At 62.5% G+C, this 23557-nt stretch carries 17 protein-coding genes, 1 tRNA gene and 1 other RNA gene; 15 read left to right on the forward strand and 4 right to left on the reverse strand.

The genetic code is table 11. From position 1 onward, the window contains the following. Positions 1-58: 58 nt before the first annotated feature. The 4 genes from ssrA to ompA form a co-directional block, all read right to left on the reverse strand. Positions 59-436, reverse strand: a transfer-messenger RNA (tmRNA) gene (ssrA, locus tag ACFO3A_RS11695). A 12-nt stretch (positions 437-448) separates the two neighbouring features. Then, positions 449-1123: a phosphoglycolate phosphatase gene (gene gph, locus ACFO3A_RS11700; RefSeq protein ID WP_377726525.1), complete on the reverse strand. Its 675-nt coding sequence runs from the start codon at positions 1121-1123 to the stop codon at positions 449-451. Further along, positions 1120-1839: a bifunctional 2-polyprenyl-6-hydroxyphenol methylase/3-demethylubiquinol 3-O-methyltransferase UbiG gene (ubiG, locus tag ACFO3A_RS11705; protein WP_377726751.1), complete on the reverse strand. Its 720-nt coding sequence runs from the start codon at positions 1837-1839 to the stop codon at positions 1120-1122. Before ubiG ends, gph begins: the two co-directional genes overlap by 4 nt. Positions 1840-1918: 79 nt before the next feature. After that, positions 1919-2524 carry an outer membrane protein OmpA gene (gene ompA / locus ACFO3A_RS11710; RefSeq protein ID WP_377726527.1) on the reverse strand — a complete coding sequence of 202 codons (606 nt, stop codon included), beginning with the start codon at positions 2522-2524 and terminating at the stop codon, positions 1919-1921. A 233-nt stretch (positions 2525-2757) separates the two neighbouring features. Here ompA and gyrA point away from each other — a divergent pair, with 233 nt between their 5' ends. The 15 genes from gyrA (at position 2758) to ACFO3A_RS11785 (ending at position 23554) form a co-directional block, all read left to right on the forward strand. After that, positions 2758-5481, forward strand: coding sequence for a DNA gyrase subunit A (gene gyrA / locus ACFO3A_RS11715; protein ID WP_377726528.1), 2724 nt, complete (start codon positions 2758-2760; stop codon positions 5479-5481). 66 nt (positions 5482-5547) lie between these two features. Further along, positions 5548-6654 (forward strand): 3-phosphoserine/phosphohydroxythreonine transaminase, encoded by a 1107-nt coding sequence (gene serC, locus ACFO3A_RS11720; protein ID WP_377726530.1) that lies wholly within the window; start codon positions 5548-5550, stop codon positions 6652-6654. Between the two features lie 125 nt (positions 6655-6779). Continuing rightward, a complete protein-coding gene (pheA, locus tag ACFO3A_RS11725; protein WP_377726531.1) occupies positions 6780-7880 on the forward strand; it encodes a prephenate dehydratase in 1101 nt (366 codons plus the stop codon). A 41-nt stretch (positions 7881-7921) separates the two neighbouring features. Next, positions 7922-8830, forward strand: coding sequence for a prephenate dehydrogenase (locus ACFO3A_RS11730; protein WP_377726533.1), 909 nt, complete (start codon positions 7922-7924; stop codon positions 8828-8830). A gap of 4 nt (positions 8831-8834) precedes the next feature. Next, positions 8835-10895: a bifunctional 3-phosphoshikimate 1-carboxyvinyltransferase/cytidylate kinase gene (locus tag ACFO3A_RS11735; protein ID WP_377726535.1), complete on the forward strand. Its 2061-nt coding sequence runs from the start codon at positions 8835-8837 to the stop codon at positions 10893-10895. Positions 10896-11062: 167 nt separating this feature from the next. Continuing rightward, positions 11063-12745 carry a 30S ribosomal protein S1 gene (rpsA, locus tag ACFO3A_RS11740; protein WP_377726537.1) on the forward strand — a complete coding sequence of 561 codons (1683 nt, stop codon included), beginning with the start codon at positions 11063-11065 and terminating at the stop codon, positions 12743-12745. A 172-nt stretch (positions 12746-12917) separates the two neighbouring features. Next, a complete protein-coding gene (locus ACFO3A_RS11745) occupies positions 12918-13208 on the forward strand; it encodes an integration host factor subunit beta (RefSeq protein ID WP_377726538.1) in 291 nt (96 codons plus the stop codon). Positions 13209-13239: 31 nt separating this feature from the next. Next, on the forward strand, positions 13240-13533 hold the full coding sequence (locus tag ACFO3A_RS11750; protein ID WP_377726540.1) for a LapA family protein: 294 nt from the start codon (positions 13240-13242) through the stop codon (positions 13531-13533). Next, complete coding sequence (gene lapB / locus ACFO3A_RS11755) at positions 13523-14701, forward strand: lipopolysaccharide assembly protein LapB (protein ID WP_377726542.1); 1179 nt, start codon at positions 13523-13525, stop codon at positions 14699-14701. The genes ACFO3A_RS11750 and lapB overlap by 11 nt, the downstream gene beginning before the upstream one ends. 168 nt (positions 14702-14869) lie before the next feature. Continuing rightward, positions 14870-15974, forward strand: a protein-coding gene (gene prfB, locus ACFO3A_RS11760) for a peptide chain release factor 2 (protein ID WP_377726543.1) whose coding sequence is annotated in 2 segments (ribosomal slippage) — positions 14870-14950 and positions 14952-15974 — 1104 coding nt in all. Because the reading frame shifts where the segments join, the coding sequence is not laid out codon by codon here. 14 nt (positions 15975-15988) lie between these two features. Beyond that, entirely contained in the window at positions 15989-18688 is a 2700-nt protein-coding gene (gene pepN / locus ACFO3A_RS11765) for an aminopeptidase N (protein ID WP_377726545.1), read from the forward strand. A 119-nt stretch (positions 18689-18807) separates the two neighbouring features. Next, the gene (locus tag ACFO3A_RS11770) at positions 18808-19830 is read left to right on the forward strand and encodes a class 1 fructose-bisphosphatase (RefSeq protein ID WP_377726546.1); all 1023 of its coding nucleotides are present in this window, start codon (positions 18808-18810) and stop codon (positions 19828-19830) included. Between the two features lie 11 nt (positions 19831-19841). Further along, positions 19842-19917, forward strand: a tRNA-Thr gene (locus ACFO3A_RS11775). Positions 19918-20168: 251 nt separating this feature from the next. Continuing rightward, entirely contained in the window at positions 20169-20519 is a 351-nt protein-coding gene (locus ACFO3A_RS11780) for a ComEA family DNA-binding protein (protein WP_377726549.1), read from the forward strand. Between the two features lie 107 nt (positions 20520-20626). Next, on the forward strand, positions 20627-23554 hold the full coding sequence (locus ACFO3A_RS11785) for a monovalent cation/H+ antiporter subunit A (RefSeq protein ID WP_377726550.1): 2928 nt from the start codon (positions 20627-20629) through the stop codon (positions 23552-23554). The last annotated feature ends 3 nt before the right edge of the window (positions 23555-23557 follow it).

The following is a 23557-nucleotide window of genomic DNA, read 5'->3' on the forward strand; positions in this document are numbered from 1 at the left end:
ATTTTACAAAGAAAAAGGGTGTCAACTGAACTTCAGTGGACACCCTTGGACGTTATGGTGGTGGAGCTGGCGGGAATTGAACCCGCGTCCGCAAGCCTTTGCCGGGCAGATCTACATGTTTAGTGCTCTGTTTTAAATCTTACCGCTTACATCACGCAGGCACACGTTGCGTAAGCAGCCAGCTTCCTTGGATCTCGCCAGCTACCAAGAAGCCCGGTAGCCAGCCAGCTGATGTGAATTCCCTTGCAGCCTGGAGGTATTGCTACCCCCTTGCCCAGCCCACCAGCGTGCTGTTGCAAGGCTCACCGGATTTAAGCGGCGAGTGCGAAACGTTCGTCGTTTGCAGTTACTTTTGTGAATGGAGATTTACGAGCGTCACTCAAGCTCGACATGCACCACTCCGATCCCGAACCCACGTCGAAACCAGGGCAGCCCCTTGCTAGCGATTCTAATCCAAAGCCAATACTTTTACCAACTCCTGGGGGAAACGAATCACTGCATCTGGTTGCCAATGGTGGGCATCTTCCGCCCCACCCAAGTACCCATAGTTGGCCGCAATTGCGCCCATTCCAGCGGCCCGGGCTGCTTGAATGTCCCGCTCATCGTCTCCAACATAGACACAACGTTCTGGTGCAACTCCTAATTGCTGCGCCGCCGCCAGTAGCGGAGCAGGGTGAGGCTTGGTGTAGGCCGTGCTGTCACCGCAGACCAAGGCCTGAGCCGCAGACAACACTGGACAGGTATGCACAATAGGGTTGGCAAACCGCTTGATCTTATTAGTGACAATCCCCCAGGAGCAATTTTTTTGCCGCAGAACCTGCAAAAGCGCCGGAATTTGAGGAAATACCATGGAATGTTGTCCCATGCACGCTTCATACGCTTGAAAAAATTCCTCCTTCAAGAGCTCAAAATCTGGCTGTGTTTCACTAACTCCCAAAGCCAGACGCAGCATACCGCGTGCGCCTGTTCCAACAAAGGGACGGTAATGTGCCAATGGCAAACTATCTAAACCACGCTGCACCCGCAAGAAATTGGCAGCAGCAGCCAAATCCGGGGCACTGTCAAGCAGCGTACCATCCAGATCGAAAAGTACCGTGGTAATACCAGAAAAGAACTGACTCATGCCATTGGGCGGCGTGCAGCCAATAGATAGTTCACGCTGCAGTCATTACTCAGCCAATAACGCCCCGTTGCTGGATTGTGCTGCAAACCCGAACTAGCTTGCACACTCAGGCCAGCTTCCCTACAAAATCTGGACAATTCACTCGGGCGTAAGAATTTCTCATATTCATGGGTACCGGCGGGCAACATTTTCAAAACATATTCGGCAGCCACAATCGCCAAACCAAAAGCTTTGAAGTTACGATTCAGCGTAGAAAAAAATACCCAGCCACCGGGTCTGACCAAATCTGCACACGCTTGAACAATGGATGCCGGATCGGGCACATGTTCGAGCATTTCCATGCAGGTTACGACATCGAAGCTGGCCGGCTGCTCTGTCGCCAAAGCTTCAGCGGCAATCTCCCGATAGGTGATATTAGGGGTTGCCAGCTCCAAGGCATGCAGTTGTGCGACCCGCAAGGACTTGCCGGCAAGATCAATTCCTAGAACTTCAGCGGCACCTTGCCGCGCCATGGCGTCGGCCAAAATACCGCCACCACAACCGACATCCAGAATTTTTTTGCTTTGCAACCCGCCTGCAATGCGCTCAATCCAGCCAAGGCGTAAAGGATTCATCTGATGCAACGGCTTAAATTCGCTATCAGGATCCCACCAGTGGTGGGCCAACGCGGAAAACTTCTCCAATTCGGAGGGATCAACATTGACAGGCACATGCATGGCTGAATTTCTCGAAAGATAATTAAAATACGATAAAAAAAGCCCCGTCACCGGGGCTTTTTCGCTGTGAAACCAAGAATTACTTGGCAGTGCCAACCACTTCGATTTCTACGCGGCGGTTCTTCGCACGACCTTCCTTGGTCTTGTTGTCGGCCACAGGCTGGGCCTCGCCCTTGCCTTCGGTGTAGACGCGGCTCTTGTCAATGCCCTTGTTCACCAAGTAAGCCTTGACTGCTTCAGCGCGGCGCACCGACAGCTTCTGGTTGTAAGCGTCAGAACCAATGGAGTCGGTGTGACCGACGGCGATGATAACTTCCAGGTTGATGCCGCCAACTTTGCTGGCAACGTCGTCCAGCTTGGCTTTGCCTTCGGGCTTCAGAACAGCCTTGTCGAAATCAAAGAAAGCATCGGCAGCAAAAGTCACTTTGGACGCAGCGGCCACAGGGGCAACAGCCTTGGCGGGCTCTGCAGCCTTGGCAGGAGCAGCAGCTTGCAGGGCACCGTCACAACCAGCGGCTGCAGTAGCAGGCGTCCAGTTGGCATCACGCCAGCACAGCTCGTTGGTGCCGTTCTTCCACACCAGTTCGTTGGTGCCGTTTTTCCAGTTGTCGACAGACTGAGCGCCAGCAGCCGTAGCCAGGGCAGCACCAGCAAACAAAATCGCCACTTTGTTGAGTTTCTTCATGATTCTCCTCTTTGGGATAAAGCCGCTATTCGCGAAATTCGTGGACGTTATCAGTGACCACCACTGATGAACGCTGGTTGGAATTGTGCCACACCAAGTCAAAAAATACCGGCACCAATGAACAGCAGATCGTCAGCACCTGAACATTCTTATCAATGTGTGGCCGCACAGCAACAGTCCATTCCCTCTAGAATTAACCGTTTCGCTGTCACAGCATAACTAGAAGCCGCCCCATGACCCAGTTTGCCAAAGAAACCCTGCCCATCAGTCTGGAAGAGGAGATGCGCCGCAGCTACCTCGATTACGCCATGAGCGTGATTGTAGGGCGGGCTCTGCCGGATGCGCGTGATGGTTTGAAGCCTGTGCATCGGCGTGCCTTGTATGCCATGCACGAGCAGAACAACGACTGGAACCGGCCTTTTCGCAAAAGTGCCCGCATTGTCGGTGACGTCATGGGTAAGTACCACCCGCACGGCGACAGCGCCATCTACGACACCATCGTGCGCATGGCGCAGCCGTTTTCGCTGCGCCACATGCTGGTGGATGGGCAGGGCAACTTCGGTTCGGTCGATGGCGACAACGCGGCGGCGATGCGTTACACGGAAATCCGCCTGACCAAGATCGCCCACGAGATGCTGGCCGACATCGACAAGGAAACGGTCGATTTCATTCCCAACTACGACGGTTCGCTGCAAGAGCCTTCGGTGCTGCCCTCGCGCCTGCCGAATCTGCTGGTCAATGGCTCGGCCGGGATTGCCGTGGGGATGGCCACCAACATTCCGCCGCACAACCTGAACGAAGTGGTGGATGCCTGCCTGCACCTGCTGCACCACCCAGAGGCCAGCGTGGACGATTTGATGGAAATCGTGCCCGCACCGGACTTCCCCACCGCCGGGATCATCTACGGCATCAACGGCGTCAAGGAAGGCTACCGCACGGGCCGGGGCCGCGTGGTGATGCGGGCCAAGGTGCATTTCGAGGACATCGACCGGGGCCAGCGCCAGGCCATCATCGTCGATGAACTGCCCTACCAGGTGAACAAAAAGACCTTGCAGGAGCGCATGGCCGAGCTGGTGCACGAGAAAAAGCTCGACGGCATCAGCCATATCCAGGACGAGTCGGACAAGTCCGGGATGCGCCTGGTGATCGAACTGAAGCGCGGCGAAGTGCCCGAGGTGGTGCTGAACAACCTGTACAAGCAAACGCAACTGCAGGACACCTTCGGCATGAACATGGTGGCCCTGATCGACGGGCAGCCGCGCCTGTGCAATTTGAAGGATCTGATCTCGGTCTTTTTGCAGCACCGCCGCGAAGTGGTCACGCGCCGCACGGTGTTCGAGCTGCGCAAGGCCCGCGAGCGCGGCCACGTGCTGGAAGGTCTGGCCGTGGCACTGGCCAATATCGACGACTTCATCGCCATCATCCGCAACGCCCCGACGCCGCCGGTGGCCAAGGCCGAGCTGATGCAGCGCGGCTGGGACAGCCAGCTGGTGCGCCAGATGCTCACCCGTACCCGCGAAGATGGCGCCGTCGTGAGTGCCGACGATTACCGCCCCGAAGGGCTGGAACGCGAGTTCGGGATGCAGGACGATGGCCTGTACCGCCTGTCCGATACCCAGGCCCAGGAAATTTTGCAAATGCGCCTGCAGCGCCTGACCGGGCTGGAGCAGGACAAGATCGTGGCCGAATACAAGGACGTGATGGCCGTGATCGAAGACCTGCTGGACATCCTGGCCAGGCCCGAGCGCGTTTCCACCATCATCGGCGAGGAGCTGACCGCGCTGAAAACCGAATTCGGCCAGACCAAGCTGGGCGCCCGCCGTTCCACCATCGAACACAGTGCGCAAGACCTGTCCACCGAAGACCTGATCACGCCCACCGACATGGTGGTCACGCTTTCGCACACCGGCTACATCAAGAGCCAGCCCCTCTCCGAATACCGCGCCCAGAAACGCGGCGGGCGCGGCAAGCAGGCCACGGCGACGAAAGAGGACGACTGGATCGACCAGCTCTTCATCGCCAACACGCACGACTGGATTCTGTGCTTCTCCAACCGGGGGCGCCTGTACTGGCTCAAGGTCTGGGAAGTGCCCGCCGGTTCGCGCAACTCGCGCGGGCGGCCCATCGTGAACATGTTCCCGCTGCAAGAGGGCGAAAAGATCAACGTGGTGCTGCCGCTGACGGGCGAGATGCGCAACTTCCCCGAAGACCACTACGTTTTCATGGCCACCAGCATGGGCACGGTGAAGAAGACGGCGCTGTCCGAATTTTCCAACCCGCGCAAGGTGGGCATCATCGCCGTCGGCCTGGACGAAGGCGACTACCTGATCGGCGCGGCGCTGACCGACGGGCAGCACGATGTGATGCTGTTCAGCGACGGCGGCAAGGCCGTGCGCTTTGACGAAAACGACGTGCGCCCCATGGGCCGCAACGCCCGGGGCGTGCGCGGCATGAATATCGAAGACGGCCAAAGCGTGATCGCCCTGCTGGTGGCCGACGCCAGCGAGGATGCGCAGACCATTTCCGATGCCAACACCGATGCCGCTGGCGCCGAAGCCCAGGACAGCAATGCGCAAAGCGTGCTGACCGCCACCGAAAACGGCTATGGCAAACGCACCCATATCCGCGAATACACGCGCCACGGGCGCGGCACCAAGGGCATGATTGCCATCCAGCAGTCCGAGCGCAACGGCAAGGTCGTCGCCGCCACCCTGGTCGCCCCCGAGGATGAAATCATGCTGATCACCGACACCGGCGTGCTGGTGCGTACCCGCGTGGGGGAAATCCGCGAGATGGGCCGCGCCACCCAGGGCGTGACGCTGATCAACCTGGACGCAGGCGCCAAGCTCTCCGGCCTGCAGCGTATTGCGGAAAACGATGCAGAAAGCGGCCCCGACAGCGACGCTGAAGGCACGGCTGCCGAAGAGGGTGAAAACACCCCGCCAGCCGCCGAGTGATGCAGGATTTTCGATAGCTGCCAACGCTTGTCAGCACTAAGTTTTTACCACTTTTTTTATCCAAAAATGAACCGCCCTTTCAATTTTTCTGCCGGCCCGGCCGCCATTCCTGAAGAAGTCCTGCGGCAAGCCGCCGCCGAAATGCTCGACTGGCACGGCTGCGGCATGGGTGTGATGGAGATGAGCCACCGGGGCAAGGAGTTCATCAGCATCTACGAAGCGGCCGAGGCCGACGCCCGCGAGCTGCTGGCGATTCCCGCCCACTTCAAAATCCTGTTCATGCAGGGCGGCGGCATTGCCGAGAACGCCATCGTGCCGATGAACCTTTCGCGCGGCGGCGTGGTGGACTTTGTCGTCACCGGCAGCTGGAGCCAGAAATCCCTCAAGGAAGCGGCTAAATACGCCCAGCCCCATCTGGCCGCCACGGGCAAGGACAGCCACTTCACCCGCCCCGTCGCGCCCCGGGACTGGCAACTGTCCGACAAGCCGAGCTACGTCCACATTTGCAGCAACGAAACCATCGACGGCGTGGAGTTTCACGAACTGCCCGACCTCCAGGCTCTGGGCTGCGATGCGCCGCTGGTGATCGACTTTTCCTCGCACGTTGCCTCCCGCCCGGTGGACTGGAGCCGCGTCGGTCTGGCCTTTGGCGGGGCGCAGAAAAACATCGGCCCCGCAGGCGTCACCCTGGTGGTGGTGCGCGAAGACCTGCTGGGCCACGCCCTGCCGATCACGCCCAGCGCGTTCGACTTCAAGACCGTGGCCGAGAACAACTCCATGTTCAACACCCCGCCGACCTGGGGCATCTACATGGCGGGCCTGACCTTCCAGTGGCTCAAGCGCCAGCGCGAGGGCGAGCTGACCGGCATCGCCGCCATGGAGCAGCGCAACATCGCCAAGGCCAAGCTGTTCTACGACTACGTGGACGGCTCGCAGCTTTACGTCAATGCCATCGACCCGGCGTGGCGCTCGCGCATGAACATCCCCTTCCAGCTGCGCGATGCCAGCCGCAACGATGCCTTCCTGGCCGGGGCCAAGGCCGCCGGGCTGTTGCAGCTCAAGGGCCACAAGTCCGTGGGCGGCATGCGGGCCAGCATCTACAACGCGATGCCCATCGCCGGAGTGCAGGCGCTGATTGCCTATATGCAGGAGTTCGAGCGCACCGGCGCCTGAGGCACTGCCCTGCATTCTTTAAATAAAAGAGCTGCTACCGCAGGCAATACAACGATTTCAGCATCATTCATATCTGAAAACCTTATATATCCTGCGGAAACAGCTATTAAAAAAGAAAAGAGACCATGACCACCACCCCGCAAGCCAGCCCTGAACTGGCGCAATTGCGCGACCAGATCGACAGCCTCGACCACCAGCTGCTGCACCTGCTGAACCAACGCGCCCGCGTGGCCGAGCAGGTCGGCGAGGTGAAAAAGCGCGAAGGCTCCACCTTCTTCCGCCCCGACCGCGTGGCCCAGGTGATCGAGAAGATCAAAACCGCCAACCCCGGCCCGCTCAAGGGGGCGCACGTCGCCGCCATCTGGCGCGAAATCATGTCCGCCTGTCTGGCGCTGGAAGCGCCCCAGCGCGTGGCCGTGCTGGGGCCGGAGGGCACCTTTTGCGAGCAGGCAGCCATCGAATACTTCGGCGGCGCGGCCAACTTCATGTACTGCAACAGCTTCGAGGAAGTGTTCCACGCCACGGCGGCGGGCAGCGCCCAGTACGGCGTGGTCGGCATCGAGAACTCGACCGAAGGCGTGGTCACCCGCTCGCTGGACATGCTGCTGCACACGCCCTGCCACATCGTCGGCGAGGTCAGCCTGCTGGTGCGCCACAACCTGATGCGCAGCACCAACAGCCTGCAGGACATCGACGTGGTCGTGGCCCACCCGCAGGCGCTGGCGCAGTGCCAGGCGTGGCTGTCCAAGCACCTGCCCGATGCAGAACGCCGCCCGGTGGAAAGCAACGCCGAAGGCGCCCGCCTGGCCGCGCTGAACCCCGGCTGGGCCGCGATTGCGGGCGAACGGGCCGCGCAGCAGTTCGGCCTGCACATCGTCAGCCACGCAATTCAAGATCAGGCGTACAACCGCACGCGCTTTGCCATCATCTGCCTGCCACACACCCTGGCCACGCCCGAACCCTCGGGCAAGGACTACACCAGCCTCATCATCTCCGTGCCCAACCGCCCCGGCGCGGTACACGACCTGCTGGTGCCGCTGAAAAAGCACGGCGTCTCGATGACGCGCTTCGAATCGCGCCCGGCCCGCACTGGGCAGTGGGAGTATTACTTCTACATCGACATCGAAGGCCACCCCGCCCAGCCCCACGTGGCCCAGGCGCTGGCCGAGTTGCAGCAGTTGAGCGCCTTCTACAAGCAGCTGGGCACCTACCCGGCAGCGGCATAAGAACGTGTTTACGTTCTAAGAAAGAAGGAAAAGGACACGCGATGTTTGAACAACTGGGGCTGATCGGCTGCGGCCTGATGGGCGGGTCGTTTGCGCTGGCACTGAAAAAGGCGGGCCTTGTCAAGCGCGTGGTCGGCTACAGCAAATCGCCCACCACCACCGAACGCGCCCGGCAGATGGGCGTGATCGACGTGGAGGCGCCCTCGGCCCTGCTGGCCGTGGCCGGGGCCGACATCGTGCTGCTGGCCGTGCCGGTGGCCGCCACCGGGGCCACGCTGAAATCCATCAAACACCTGATCACGCCGCAGATGCTGGTGATGGACGTCGGCTCCACCAAGGCCGACGTGGTACAGGCCGCCCGCACCGCACTGGGCCAGCAACTGGGCAGCTTCGTGCCCGCCCACCCGATTACCGGCAAGGAGCTGGCCGGGGTGGAACACGCCGACGCCAACCTCTACCGGGGCGCCAAAGTGGTGCTGACCCCCACCGAGCGCACCCTGACCGCCCAATTGCACAGCGCCCAGCTGCTCTGGCTGGCCCTGGGCTGCGAAGTGACCACCATGAGCCCGCAGGCGCACGATGCAGCCTTTGCCGCCGTCAGTCACCTGCCGCACCTGCTGGCCTTTGCCATGATGCACAGCATCACCGGCCAGCTGCACGGCGAGGATTACCTGCAACTGGCCGGGCCGGGGTTCAAGGACTTCACGCGCATTGCCGCGGCCGATGCCCACATCTGGCGCGACATCCTGCACGCCAACCGCAGCGGCGTACTCGACCAGCTCCAGCACTACCGCCAGGCGCTGCAAGCCTTTGAAAGCGCCTTGCAAGCCAGCGATGCCAGCGCCCTGGAAACCATGATCGAGCATGCCAGCGCCGCCCGCGCCCAATGCTTTACCGCCCCGGCAGCCCCCGGCCTCCCCGCGTCTGCCGGGCTGCCCTCCCACGATTGACGGCATGTTCACCACCGAATTTCTCGACCTCCCCCATCTGGCCCGCGCTGGCGGCAGCGTGCAACTGCCCGGCTCCAAAAGCATTTCCAACCGCGTGCTGCTGCTGGCCGCCCTGAGCGCCGGCACCACCACCATCCACGACCTGCTCGACTCGGACGACACCCGCGTCATGCTGGATGCCCTGCACGCCCTGGGCTGCACCGTCACCCCGCGCCAGGTCACACCCGGCCAGCCGGTGCAGATCACCGGCATCGACGGCGCCTTGCCCAACAACGCCCGCGCCCAGCTCTTCCTGGGCAATGCCGGCACGGCCATGCGTCCGCTGACCGCCGCCCTGGCCATCCTGGGCGGCAGCTTCGAGATGACCGGCGTGCCGCGCATGTACGAGCGCCCCATCGGCGATCTGGTGGATGCGCTGCGCCAGTTGGGCTGCCAAATCGACTATCTGCGCGACGAAGGTTTTCCGCCGCTGCGCATCGGCCAGCCCGATTTCCGCCAACTGGGCAGTACGGGCGCTGCGCCCATCCAGGTGCGCGGCGATGTCTCCAGCCAGTTCCTGACCTCGCTGCTCATGGCCCTGCCCCTGCTGGCCAGTACGAGTCCGCAGGCCATCGCCATCGACGTGGTGGGCGAACTGATTTCCAAGCCCTACATCCACATCACGCTGGAATTGCTGGCGCGTTTCGGCATTCGCGTGGAAAACCACGGCTGGCAACGCTTCGTCATCCCGGCAGGCAGCCGCTACCAGTCGCCGGGCAGCATCCATGTGGAGGCGGATGCCTCTTCTGCCAGTTATTTCATAGCACTTGGCGCAATTGCAGCAAGTGCTGAAGGCCAAAATGGCATAAAAATCGAAGGCGTGGGCCTGGACTCCATCCAGGGCGACATCCGCTTCGTCGAAGCCGCCCGCGCCATGGGGGCCGAGATCACCGGCGGCCCCAACTGGCTGCACGTAGCGCGGGGCCGCTGGCCGCTGCGGGCCATCGACCTGGACTGCAACCACATCCCGGACGCCGCCATGACCCTGGCCGCCATGGCGCTGTACGCCGACGGCACCACCACCCTGCGCAACATTGCCAGCTGGCGCGTCAAGGAAACCGACCGCATCGCCGCCATGGCCGCCGAAGCCCGCAAGCTGGGCGCATTGGTGGAAGAAGGTGCCGGCTTCATCCGCATCACCCCGCCCGCCGCACCCGAAGATTGGCGTGCCGCCAGCATCCACACCTACGACGACCACCGCATCGCCATGTGCTTTTCGCTGGCCGCGTTCAATCCGGCGGGGCTGCCGGTGCGCATCCAGGACCCGAAGTGCGTCGCCAAAACCTTCCCCGATTATTTCGAGGCTCTGTTCGCCCTGGTGCAGCCCGGCGCCCCCGCGCCGGTGATCTGCATCGACGGCCCCACGGCCTCGGGCAAGGGCACCGTGGCAACCTTGGTGGCGCAGCGCCTGGGCTTTGCCCTGCTCGATTCCGGGGCGCTGTACCGCATCGCCGGTCTGGCCGCCAGCCGCGCCGGCATTGCGCTGCAAGCCGATCAGGCTGACCGGATCGCCGCCCTGATCGCCACGCTCCATATCGTGTTCGCCCCCGACCAGCGCGTGCTGCTGAACGGCGAGGACATCAGCCTGGCCATCCGCACCGAGGAAGCGGGCATGAACGCCTCGCGCGTCTCCGCCTTCCCGGCCGTGCGCCAGGCGCTGCTGCAATGGCAGCGCGATTTCCGCCGCCTGCCCGGCCTGGTGGCCGACGGGCGCGACATGGGCACCGTCATCTTCCCCGATGCGCCCCTGAAGGTTTTCCTGAGCGCCAGCGCCGAGTGCCGCGCCCAGCGGCGCTTTAAACAATTGATAGATAAAGGTCTTTCTGCTAATATGCACGACCTTTTGGCCGACTTGCAGGCTCGGGACGCCCGCGATACACAACGCAGCGCCTCCCCCCTGCAGCCTGCCGAAGATGCTTTGCACTGGGACAACAACGCCGAGCGCACGGTCGAACAGGCCGTACAACAGGTGCTTTCCTGGTGGCAACAGCGCCAGCCTTTTGCGGCAGAGGAATCTGCCGTTTAAAGCCCCCGCCCGCAGGGTGTCTGCCAGGTGCCACGGCACAGGCAGATGCTTGCGGTTTTTCACTTTCACCCCGCAGAAATCCTTCTGCAACCCGATCGCTGGCAGTCCTAAAAACGTGCAGCAATAGTGCTGCCGGAAACCTGCTTCCCAAGCGAACAAGGAAACACATGTCCGAATCTTTTGCCGCCCTGTTTGAAGAATCCCTGCAACGCACCGAAATGCGTCCTGGCGAAGTAATCACTGCCGAAGTGGTTGCCGTCGATCAAAACTTTGTGATCGTGGACGCTGGCCTCAAATCCGAAGCCTACGTGCCAATTGAAGAATTCAAGAACGACCAGGGCGAAATCGAAGTCCAAGTGGGCGACTTCGTATCCGTTGCCGTCGGCGTGATCGAAAACGGCTACGGCGACACCGTGCTGTCGCGCGACACCGCCAAGCGTCTGGCTTCCTGGCTGTCGCTGGAGCAGGCGCTGGAATCCGGCGAATTCGTCACCGGCACCACCAGCGGCCGCGTCAAGGGTGGCCTGACCGTGCTGGTCAACGGCATCCGCGCCTTCCTGCCCGGCTCGCTGATCGACACCCGTCCGGTCAAGGATCTGACCCCCTACGAAAACAAGACCCTGGAATTCAAGGTCATCAAGCTCGACCGCAAGCGCAACAACGTGGTGTTGAGCCGCCGCGCCGTGGTGGAAGCCTCCATGGGCGAAGAACGCGCCAAGCTGATGGAAACCCTGAAGGAAGGCGCCATCGTGCAGGGCGTGGTCAAGAACATCACCGAATACGGTGCCTTCGTCGACCTGGGCGGCATCGACGGCCTGCTGCACATCACCGACATGGCTTGGCGCCGTGTGCGTCACCCTTCCGAAGTGGTGACTGCCGGCCAGGAAATCACCGCCAAGATCCTGAAGTTCGACACCGACAAGAACCGCGTCTCGCTGGGTCTGAAGCAAATGGGCGACGACCCCTGGATGGGCGTGGGCCGCCGCTACCCCTCGGGCACCCGCCTGTTCGGCAAGGTCACCAACATCGCCGACTACGGTGCTTTCGTTGAGCTGGAACCCGGCATCGAAGGTCTGGTGCACGTCTCCGAAATGGACTGGACCAACAAGAACGTGGCCCCCAACAAGCTGGTCAGCCTGGGCGACGAAGTCGAAGTCATGGTGCTGGAAATCGACGAAGACAAGCGCCGCATCTCCCTGGGCATGAAGCAGTGCCGCGCCAACCCCTGGCAGGAATTTGCCCAGAACACCAAGCGCGGCGACCGCGTGAAGGGCCCGATCAAGTCGATCACCGACTTCGGCGTGTTCGTCGGCCTGGCTGCCGGCATCGACGGCCTGGTGCACCTGTCCGACCTGTCGTGGAACGAAACCGGCGAAGCCGCCGTGCGCAACTACAAGAAGGGCCAGGAAGTCGAAGCCATCGTGCTGGCCGTGGACGTGGAGCGCGAGCGCATCTCCCTGGGCATCAAGCAGCTTGACCAAGACCCCTTCACCACCTTCGTGACGGTGAACGACAAGGGTTCCATCGTGACCGGCAAGGTCAAGACCGTGGACGCCAAGGGCGCTGAAATCGAACTGGGCGAAGACATCCTGGGCTACCTGCGCGTCTCCGAAATCTCGCAAGACCGCGTGGAAGATGCCCGCAGCGTCCTGAAAGAAGGCGACGAAGTGACCGCCGTGGTGACCAACGTGGACCGCAAGAGCCGCAACATCCAACTGTCGATCAAGCAGAAGGATCACGTCGAGCAGCAGGAAGCCATGGCCAGCCTGTCGGCCCAGGCCTCCAAGGAAAACGCCGGTACCACCAGCCTGGGCGCCCTGCTGCGTGCCAAGCTGGACGCCGACAAGTAATCCAGGAACGAAAAGGCAAGCGCTGCATTTTCTTGCAGCCTTGTCCTGACAACAACGGGCGCCTTCACCAGCGCCCGTTGCCTATTGCGGCACTGCGTTACACGATGTTCGCGCAGTATCCACGCCGCCTTTTTGCAGTCTCTCATTCGTTCGTTTCCGTCCGCTTCCTGCCATGACCCGCTCTGACCTTGTTGAAGAACTTGCTGCCCTCCTGCCGTTTTTGATGCAACGCGATGCCGAGCAAGCCGTCAAGGCCTTGCAAGACGCCATCACCGATGCTCTGGTACGCGGCCAACGCATTGAAATCCGGGGTTTTGGCAGCTTTACCGTCCACCACCGCCCGGAACGTACCGGCCGCAACCCCCGCAGCGGCGAATCGGTGCAAGTGCCGGCCAAACGCCTGCCCCATTTCAAGCCGGGCAAGGCGCTGCGCGAAGCCGTGGACTTTCATCACGCAGCCTAAAATGCCCCCTTGTTCCAAGGAAGGGCTTGCGATGAAATACCTCGTATGGCTGCTCAAGGCAGCCATTTTTTTTACCCTGTTCGCCTTTGCCCTGAATAACCAGCACATCGCCGTCGTGCACTGGTTTTTCGGCCAGCAGTGGAGCGCCCCGCTGGTGCTGATCGTGCTGGCCGCCTTCTGTCTGGGGTTGGTCACGGGCATCCTGGTCATGCTGCCGCGCTGGTGGCAGGCCCGCCAGCAGGCCAACGCAGCGGCTACCACACCCGCGGCAACCGCGAACGAGGCCACCGCCTCTCCCTTACCCGTGCCCCTCCATGAACTTTGATCTGAGCTGGATTTTGCTGGGCCTGCCCCTGGCCTTTGTGCTGGGCTGGCTGGCTTCGCGCATGGACATGCGCCAGATGCGCCTGGAGAACCAGCAGGCGCCCAAGGCCTACTTCAAGGGCCTGAATTACCTGCTCAACGAACAGCAGGACAAGGCCATCGATGCCTTCATCGAGGCCATGCAGAACGACCCCGATACCGCCGAACTGCACTTTGCCCTGGGCAACCTGTTTCGCCGCCGGGGCGAATACAGCCGTGCCGTGCGCGTACACGAACACCTGCTGCAACGCGCCGACCTGAGCGATGCCGACCGTCAGCGGGCCCAGCACGGCCTGGCCCAGGATTACCTGAAAGCCGGCCTGCTCGACCGCGCGGAAGAAGCCCTGCGCCGCCTGGAAGCCACCCCCTACGAGGCCGATGCCCGCCTGGCGTTGCTCAGTATTTACGAACGCGCCCGCGACTGGCCCCAGGCGGCCGCCATCGTGCGCAAGCTGCAACAAAGCGGCCAAGGGGACTTCAGCCAACGCCTGTCGCATTACCTGTGCGAAGAAGCCGCCGCCCTGGCCCAGCAGGCGCAGCTAGGGCCGGCCTTGCAACTGCTGGAGCAGGCCTGCACCACCGCCCCCACGGCACCGCGCCCGTGGCTGGACAGGGCTCGGGTGCAGTTTCGCGATGGCGCCGCCGATGCGGCCTGGAGCAGCCTGACGACCCTGGCCGCGCAAGCCCCCCAGGGCCTGACGCTGGCGCTGCCCCTGCTGCTGGAGATTGCCGGCGCCACGGGCCGTGAAGGCCCGGCCATTGCACTGCTGCGCCAGCGCTACGCCCAGGCGCCTTCCCTGGATGTCGTGCTGGCCCTGGTGCAACTGGGCGCCGACCCCGACGGCCAGGACGGGCAGCGCTGCACGGCCGATGACTGCGTATGCAGCCAGGGCTGGCTGCTGCGCCACCTGGAAAAAGAACCATCGCTGACCATTGCCCACCAATGGCTGGCGACCCAAGGCGAGAAGGCCCCGCCCACCGCCGTGCTGCAAGCGCTGGAACACGCCAGCCGCCCCCTGATGCGCTACCGCTGCGCCGCCTGCGGCTTTGAAGCCCGCCAGCACTTCTGGCACTGCCCCGGCTGCCAAAGCTGGGACAGTTACCCGGCTCGGCACGTAGAGGAACTCTGATTTAGAACAAAAGCGCCTCAACCCCTTATACAGCAAGCGCTGACAGCTATTATTCTTGTTCCATTAGTAGAACCCGGCCGGGCGTGCGAAAATCGCCCCCCAATAGCTTTATTCGGGCTGCACTGCGCAGCCCTTGTTTTTCCCGCTCAAAAAATACAGGACACCACCATGGAAGCAGAACGCATCAACCACATCGGCAACACCCTCGAAGACCTGAGTGAGCGCACCCAGGACTTACGGAGGTATCTTTGACTACGATGCCAAGTTTGAACGCCTGCGCACCGTCAATGCCTCGCTAGAAGACCCCAGCATCTGGAACGACCCGAAAAAAGCCCAGGAACTGGGCAAGGAAAAAAAATCGCTGGATGCCGTCGTCCTGACGCTGGAAAAGCTCACCACCGAACTGGCCGACAACAGCGAGCTGTTCGAGATGAGCCGCGAGGAAGACGACGAGGCCGGCCTGCTCACCATCGAGGCGGAAACCGCCAAGCTCCAGCCCCTGATCGAGGAGCTGGAGTTTCGCCGCATGTTCAGCCAGGAAGCCGACCCGCTCAATTGCTACGTCGATATCCAGGCGGGCGCGGGCGGCACCGAAGCCTGCGACTGGGCCAGCATCCTGCTGCGCCAGTACCTGAAATACGCCGAACGCAAGGGCTTCAAGACCACCGTCGATGACGAAACCCCGGGCGACGTGGCCGGCATCAAAAGCGCCACCATCCACATCGAAGGCGAATACGCCTACGGCTTGCTGCGCACCGAAACCGGCGTACACCGCTTGGTGCGCAAGTCGCCCTTCGACAGCTCGGGCGGGCGCCACACCTCGTTCGCCTCGCTGTTCGTCTATCCCGAGATCGACGACTCCATCGAGATCAACATCAACCCCGCCGACGTGCGCACCGACACCTACCGCGCATCCGGCGCGGGCGGCCAGCACATCAACAAGACCGACTCGGCCGTGCGCCTGACGCACATCCCCACCGGCATCGTCGTGCAGTGCCAGGATGGCCGCAGCCAGCACAGCAACCGCGACGTGGCCTGGCAGCGCCTGCGCTCGCGCCTGTACGACTACGAAATGCGCAAGCGCATGGAAGAGCAGCAGAAGCTGGAGGACACCAAGACCGACGTGGGCTGGGGCCACCAGATCCGCAGCTATGTGCTGGACAACAGCCGCATCAAGGATTTGCGCACCAACGTCGAAGTCTCGGCCACCCAAAAAGTGCTGGACGGCGACCTGGACATCTTCATTGAAGCCTCGCTCAAGCAAGGCGTTTGAGAGAAGAACGAGACATGAAAACAGAACACACTCCCGCCGTCGTACAGCGCCTGGACTACACCGCCCCGGCCTTCTGGATCGAGACGGTGGAGCTGACCTTTGACCTGGACCCGGCCAAAACCCGGGTTCTGAACAAGATGCAGGTGCGCCGCAACCCGGACGTGCCGGCCCAGCCCCTGCGCCTGGACGGCGAAGAATTGAACCTGGCCCGCGTGCTGGTCAATGGCAACGGCACCAGCTTCAAGATGGATGGCGGCCAGCTGGTGCTGGAGAACCTGCCCGAAAGCCCCGAGCCGTTTGCGCTGGAAATCTTCACCACCTGCGCCCCGGTCAAGAACACCCAACTGTCCGGCCTGTACGTCAGCCAGGACACCTTTTTCACCCAGTGCGAAGCCCAGGGCTTTCGGCGCATCACCTATTTCCTGGACCGCCCGGACGTCATGGCCAGCTACAGCGTGCTGCTGCGGGCCGACAAGGCGCAGTACCCGGTGCTGCTGTCCAACGGCAACCTGGTGGAAAGCGGCGAACTTCCCGAGGGCCGCCACTTCGCCCGCTGGCACGATCCGCACAAAAAACCCAGCTATCTGTTCGCCCTGGTGGCCGGCAAGCTGGTCGCCCGCGAGCAGAAAATCACCAGCCGCGCGGGCAAGGAGCATCTGCTGCAAGTCTGGGTGCGCCCCGGCGACCTGGAAAAGACCGAACACGCCATGCGCTCGCTCATGCACGCCGTCGCCTGGGACGAGGCCCGCTTCGGCCTGAGCCTGGACCTGGAACGCTTCATGATCGTCGCCACCAGCGACTTCAACATGGGCGCGATGGAGAACAAGGGCCTGAACATCTTCAACACCAAGTACGTGCTGGCCAACCAGGCCACGGCCACCGACACCGACTTCGCCAACATCGAAAGCGTGGTCGGGCACGAATACTTCCACAACTGGACGGGCAACCGCATCACCTGCCGCGACTGGTTCCAGCTCTCCCTCAAAGAGGGGCTGACCGTGTTCCGCGACCAGGAGTTTTCCATGGACATGGCGGGCAGCGCCTCGGCCCGCGCCGTCAAGCGCATCGAGGACGTGCGCGTGCTGCGCACCGTGCAGTTCCCGGAAGACGCCGGCCCCATGGCCCACCCCGTGCGCCCGGACAGCTACGTCGAAATCAACAACTTCTACACCGTCACCATCTACGAAAAAGGCGCGGAAGTGGTGCGGATGCAGCACAACCTGGTCGGCCAGGACGGCTTTGCCCGGGGCATGAAGCTGTATTTCGAGCGCTTTGACGGTCAGGCCGTCACCTGCGACGACTTCGTCCAGGCGATGGCCGATGCCAACCCCGCCAGTCCGCTGGCCCAACACCTGGACGCCTTCAAACGCTGGTACAGCCAGGCCGGTACGCCCACCGTACACGCCAGCGGCGTGTTCGATGCCGCCGCGCAAACCTACACCCTGACCCTGCGCCAAAGCTGCCCGGCCACCCCGGGGCAAGGCGACAAACAGCCCTTCGTCATCCCCGTCACCCTGGGGCTGCTCGATGCCCAGGGCCGCGCCCTGCCCCTGCAACTGGACGGTGCCGACCTGGGCACCGAACACACCCTGGTGCTGCACGAGGCCGAGCAAGCGTGGACATTCACCGGCATCGCCAGCCAGCCCACCCCGTCGCTGCTGCGCGGCCTGAGCGCCCCCGTCCTCCTCGACTACCCGTTTACCGAAGCCGAACTGCTCACCCAGCTGGCCCACGACAGCGATGCTTTCAACCGCTGGGAAGCCGCCCAGCGCCTGACCCTGCGCATTGCTACCAATGCCATAGCTGCTACCGCTGGAGCAGCAACAGGAGCAGAGCAAAACACTGCCAATCTCTTGCCGGAGAGCGTGGTACATGCTCTCCAATCGATACTGGAACATCCGCAACTGGATGCCGCGTTCAAGGAGCTGGTACTGACCCTACCGTCCGAAAGCTACATCGCCGAGCAACTGGACAGCGTCGATCCCCAGCGCATCCACACCGTGCGCGAAGCCATGCGCCGACAACTGGCCCAGGCATTGCAGCCGCAGTGGCAGGCCGCCTACGAGGCCAACGCCCACACCGGCGCCTACCGGCCGGAACCCGTGGCCGCCGGCCGCCGCGCCCTGGCCGGGCTGGCGCTGAACATGCTGTGCCTGGCCGTTCAAGGCGACGGCGTCTGGGCCGGCAAGGCCTACCAGCGCGTCAAGGACGCCGGCAACATGACCGACAAGGCCAACGCCCTGCAAGCGCTCATCCACAGCAGCAGCCCCCTGGCCGCCAACGCCCTGGACTACTTCTACCGCCAGATGCGCCACGAGCCGCTGGTGCTGGACAAGTGGTTTGCCCTGCAAGCCGCCGCCCCGGACGTGCAAGGCAGCGCCCTGCCCGCCGTCAAGGCCCTGCTCAAGCATCCCGACTTCGTGCTGAAAAACCCCAACCGCGCCCGCAGCCTGGTCTTTACCTACTGCAATGCCAACCCCGGGGGCTTTCACCGCCAGGATGCCGCCGGCTACGTCTTCTGGGCCGACCAGGTGCTGGCGCTGGATGCCATCAACCCCCAGGTGGCCGCCCGCCTGGCCCGCGCCCTGGACCGCTGGAAAAAGCTCGCCGCCCCCTACCGCGAAGCCGCCCGCGAAGCCATTGCCCGCGTGGCCGCCAAGACCGACCTGTCCAACGACGTGCGCGAAGTCGTGGCACGGGCCTTGGGCGAGTGAAGCAGGATTGCTTTAAAAGATAGCTTTTTCCGCTTACCTACAAACGAATTTATCAATAAACAAGCGTCAAAACCTTGCAATGCAAGCGGAAGGCGCTTCTCTTTTATAGGAGTTTCCCCATGCCGCGCCGCGATAGCTTTACCCGTTACCTGGTGGAAAAACAACGGGTCGATGGCCGCATTCCCCCGCAACTGCGCCTGCTGCTGGAAGTGGTCGCCCGCGCCTGCAAGCGCATCAGCTTTGCCGTGAACAAGGGCGAACTGGGCGATGTCATGGGCACCGCCGGCAGCGAAAACGTGCAGGGCGAAGTGCAGAAAAAGCTGGACATCATCGCCAACGAAACCCTGATCGAAGCCAACGAATGGGGCGGCCACCTCGCGGCCATGGCCTCCGAGGAAATGGAAGGCATCTACGTCGTCCCCAACCGCTACCCCCAGGGCGAATACCTGCTCATGTTCGACCCGCTGGACGGCTCCAGCAACATCGACATCAACATGTCCATCGGCACCATCTTCAGCGTGCTGAAAAAGCCCGAAGGCCACCCCGGCGTGACCGAACAAGACTTCATGCAGCCCGGCACCCGGCAAGTGGCCGCCGGCTACTGCATCTACGGCCCGCAAACCACCCTGGTGCTGACCGTGGGCGACGGCGTGTCCATGTTCACCCTGGACCGCGAGCAAGGCTCCTTCATCCTGACCCAGGACAACGTGCGCATCCCCGAGGACACCAAGGAATTTGCCATCAACATGTCCAACATGCGCCACTGGGACGCCCCCGTCAAACGCTACATCGACGAATGCCTGGCCGGCGAAGACGGCCCGCGCGGCAAGAACTTCAACATGCGCTGGGTGGCCGCCATGGTCGCCGACGTCCACCGCATCCTGTGCCGTGGCGGCATCTTCATGTACCCCTGGGACAAACGCGAACCCGGCAAGCCCGGCAAGCTGCGCCTGATGTACGAAGCCAACCCCATGTCCTGGCTGGTCGAACAGGCCGGCGGCATGGCCACCAACGGCCGCGAACGCATCATGGAAGTGCAGCCCACCCAGCTGCACCAGCGCGTCAGCGTCGTCCTCGGCTCGAAAAACGAGGTCGAACGCGTCACCCGCTACCATCTGGAAGCCGATAAAAACCAGCTATAATCCCCGCTTTCGCCGGTGTAGCTCAGTCGGTAGAGCAGCTCATTCGTAATGAGAAGGTCGCGTGTTCGATTCATGTCTCCGGCACCAATAACAACCCCTGATTCGCAAGAGCCAGGGGTTTTTACTTTTCCGGGTCTGTCCATCCATTCGTAACCAAACGCCCCTTCCGGTTTGTTGTTGCCGTCCCGCGAAGGACGATTCAGCCAACACCCGGCAACGCGCCCTAGCAGTCTTTTATCGTACTGTCCAGCTCGGCTATTCACCTAACATATTGACAACAATGAAGATTTAGGATTGCGCAGGCAGCATGTGCTGCTTACCATGAATAGGAGATAGGAATGCTGAAAAAACTATTCGCGCTGTGCTTCGTGTTGTTCTCTACGTGGGCGTGGGCGGCGCTGGATGTCAACAAGGCCAGCGAGGCCGATCTCGTACAAATCAAGGGGATCGGCCCGGCAATCGCCAGCAATATTGTGGAAACCCGAAAGCAGGGCGCATTCAAGAATTGGGATGATTTGATCGCCCGCGTCAAGGGTGTCGGGGCCGGGAATGCCGACAAGTTCTCTCAGGGCGGACTGACCATCGATGGCAAGCCGTACAAAGCCGTTCCAGCACCGGCCACACCGGCAAAACAACAAAAAACCGTAGCAAAGACTGCTGGAGAAACCGCTCCCGGAGCGAAAAAATAGTCTAAATTTCCCGACTCTCGTCGGTTATCCTCTTGCCCGCAAGTCTGCGGGCTTTTTTTCGCCCTAAACTCTCCCCTCTTTCGCTTGCCTCTTCACTAAAACCCTTCATGCCTTTGATTTTGCTGATCATCCTGCCCTTTGTGGGCAGCCTGCTCGCAGCGGTGCTGCCGGCCAATGCCCGCAATACCGAATCGACACTGGCCGGCATCATCAGCCTGGCCTGCACCATCCAGGCAGCGTTGCTCTTTCCGCAGATTGCCGATGGTGCCGTGCTGCGCCAGGAAATCATCTGGCTGCCGGCCCTGGGCCTGAACTTCGTCGTGCGCATGGACGGCTTTGCCTGGATGTTCAGCATGTTGGTGCTGGGCATCGGCTCTCTGGTTGTCCTCTACGCTCGCTACTACATGTCCCCGGCCGACCCGGTGCCGCGCTTTTTTTCTTTCCTGCTGGCCTTCATGGGCGCGATGGTCGGGGTGGTGCTTTCCGGCAACGTCATCCAACTGGCCTTCTTCTGGGAACTGACCAGCCTGTTTTCCTTCCTGCTGATCGGCTATTGGCACCATCGGCGCGATGCCCGCCGGGGGGCACGGATGGCGCTGACCGTCACCGGCACCGGGGGTCTGTGCCTGCTGGCCGGGATGCTGATCCTGGGCTGGATGGTCGGCAGCTATGACCTGGATGTGATTTTGCAGGCGGGCGCCAGCCTGCACACCCATCCTTTCTACACACCGATGCTGGTGCTGGTGCTGCTGGGGGCACTGACCAAAAGCGCCCAGTTCCCGTTTCACTTCTGGCTGCCCCATGCGATGGCGGCGCCGACCCCGGTTTCCAGCTACCTGCATTCGGCCACCATGGTCAAGGCGGGGGTGTTCCTGCTGGCACGGTTCTGGCCCGTCCTCAGCGGTACGGACGAGTGGTTCTGGATCGTCAGCAGCGCGGGTGCCGCCACCTTGCTGCTGGGGGGATACCTGGCACTGTTCCAGAACGATCTCAAGGGGCTGCTGGCCTACTCCACCCTCTCCCACCTGGGGCTGATTACCTTGCTGCTGGGCCTGAACAGCCCATTGGCGGCCGTGGCAGCAGTGTTCCACATCATCAACCACGCGACCTTCAAAGCCTCGCTTTTCATGGCAGCGGGCATTCTGGACCACGAAAGCGGGACCCGCGATATCCAGCGGCTCTCGGGGCTGCGGCACATGATGCCCATCACCGCCACCCTGGCCTGCGTCGCCAGCGCAGCCATGGCCGGGGTGCCCTTGCTCAACGGCTTTTTATCCAAGGAAATGTTTTTTGCCGAAACGGTGTTCCTTGATGCTGCGCCATGGGTACGCATCGGCCTGCCGCTGGTCGCCACCCTGGCCGGCATGTTCAGCGTGGCGTATTCCCTGCGCTTTACCGTGGAGGTATTTTTTGGCCCTCCGGCCACCGACCTGCCGCGCAAGCCCCATGAACCGGCCCACTGGATGCGGGTGCCGGTCGAGCTGCTGGTGCTGATCTGCCTGATCGTCGGTATTTTTCCGGCCTGGGCGGTGGGCGACATTCTGCGCACCGCAGCGTATCCCGTGGTGGGTGGGGCGCTGCCCGAGTTCAGCCTGGCGATCTGGCACGGTATCAACACCCCCCTGATCATGAGCATCATTGCCCTGCTGGGCGGCATTGCCTTGTTCACTACGCTGCGCTGGTTGCGCGAGCGCTCCGTTCTGGGCCAGAAGGCCCCGGTGCTGCACCGCTTCAGCGGCAAACGCGCCTTTGAGAATCTGCTGGCCCGCGCCAGCCTGCTGGCCCGCAACCTGCGCCGCCTGCTCAATACCCAGCAGCTGCAATGGCAAATGCTCTGGCTGGTGCTGCTGGCTCTGGCCGCCGGTGCCCTGCCCTTGCTGCTGCGGGGGGTGCAGTTGGGCCAGCGCAACGACCTGCCTCTGTCCCCGGCCTTTGCCCTGCTGTGGGTGCTGGGCGGACTGTGTGCGCTGGGGGCCGCCTGGAAGGCAAAATTCCACCGCATGGCCGCCCTGATCATGATGGGCGGTGCCGGTCTGGTGACCTGCATCACCTTCCTGTGGTTTTCGGCGCCCGACCTGGCCCTGACCCAGCTGGTGGTGGAAATCGTCACCACCATCCTGATCCTGCTGGGCCTGCGCTGGCTGCCACGCCGCGACCAGACCCTGGCCCCGGCAGCCACCTACCGCGCAGCCCTGCGGGCCCGCCACCGCCGCTTGCGCGACCTGCTGCTGGCCATCGCGGCCGGGGCAGGCTGTGCCTGGCTGGCCTTTGCCATGATGAGCCGCCCCTTTGCCCAGAGTACCTCCACCTTCTACCTGGAACGGGCACTGTCCGAGGGCGGCGGCACGAATGTGGTGAACGTGATGCTGGTCGATTTCCGGGGATTCGATACCTTTGGCGAAATCGTCGTATTGGGGGTCGTGGCGCTGACCATCTATGCCCTGCTGCGGCGCTTCCGCCCGGCCCGCGAAACCATGGATCTGCCCGAACAGCAGCGCTTTCTGGCTGGCGACTTGCAGACCGACCTGCTCAACCCGCGCAACGCCCAGGACACGGCCGTCGGGTATCTGATGGTGCCGGCCGTGCTGGTGCGCCTGCTGCTGCCGTTTGCCACCATGGTGGCCGTCTTCATCTTCCTGCGCGGGCACAACGAACCGGGGGGCGGCTTCGTCGCCGGTCTGGTGTTTTCCGTGGCGCTGCTGCTGCAATACATCGTCTCGGGCACGCAATGGGTCGAAGCCCACCTGCCCCTGTTCCCGCGCCGCTGGATCGGTGTGGGGTTGCTGCTGGCCATCGCCACCGGACTCGGTTCCGTCGCCGTCAGCTACCCCTTCATGACCAGCCACAGCTTCCACTGGACACTGCCCCTGCTGGGTGAAATCCATCTGGCCAGCGCGACATTCTTCGATATGGGCGTCTTTGCCCTCGTCGTGGGAGCCACCTTGCTGATCCTGACGGCCCTGGCCCACCAATCCGTGCGCTCGCACCGCTACCACGCACGGCTGCAGGAAGAACAAACCTCGCCGGAGAATTAACCC

This window comes from Comamonas nitrativorans, from assembly GCF_042654765.1.
GTDB classification, from domain to species: Bacteria; Pseudomonadota; Gammaproteobacteria; order Burkholderiales; family Burkholderiaceae_C; genus Comamonas; species Comamonas nitrativorans.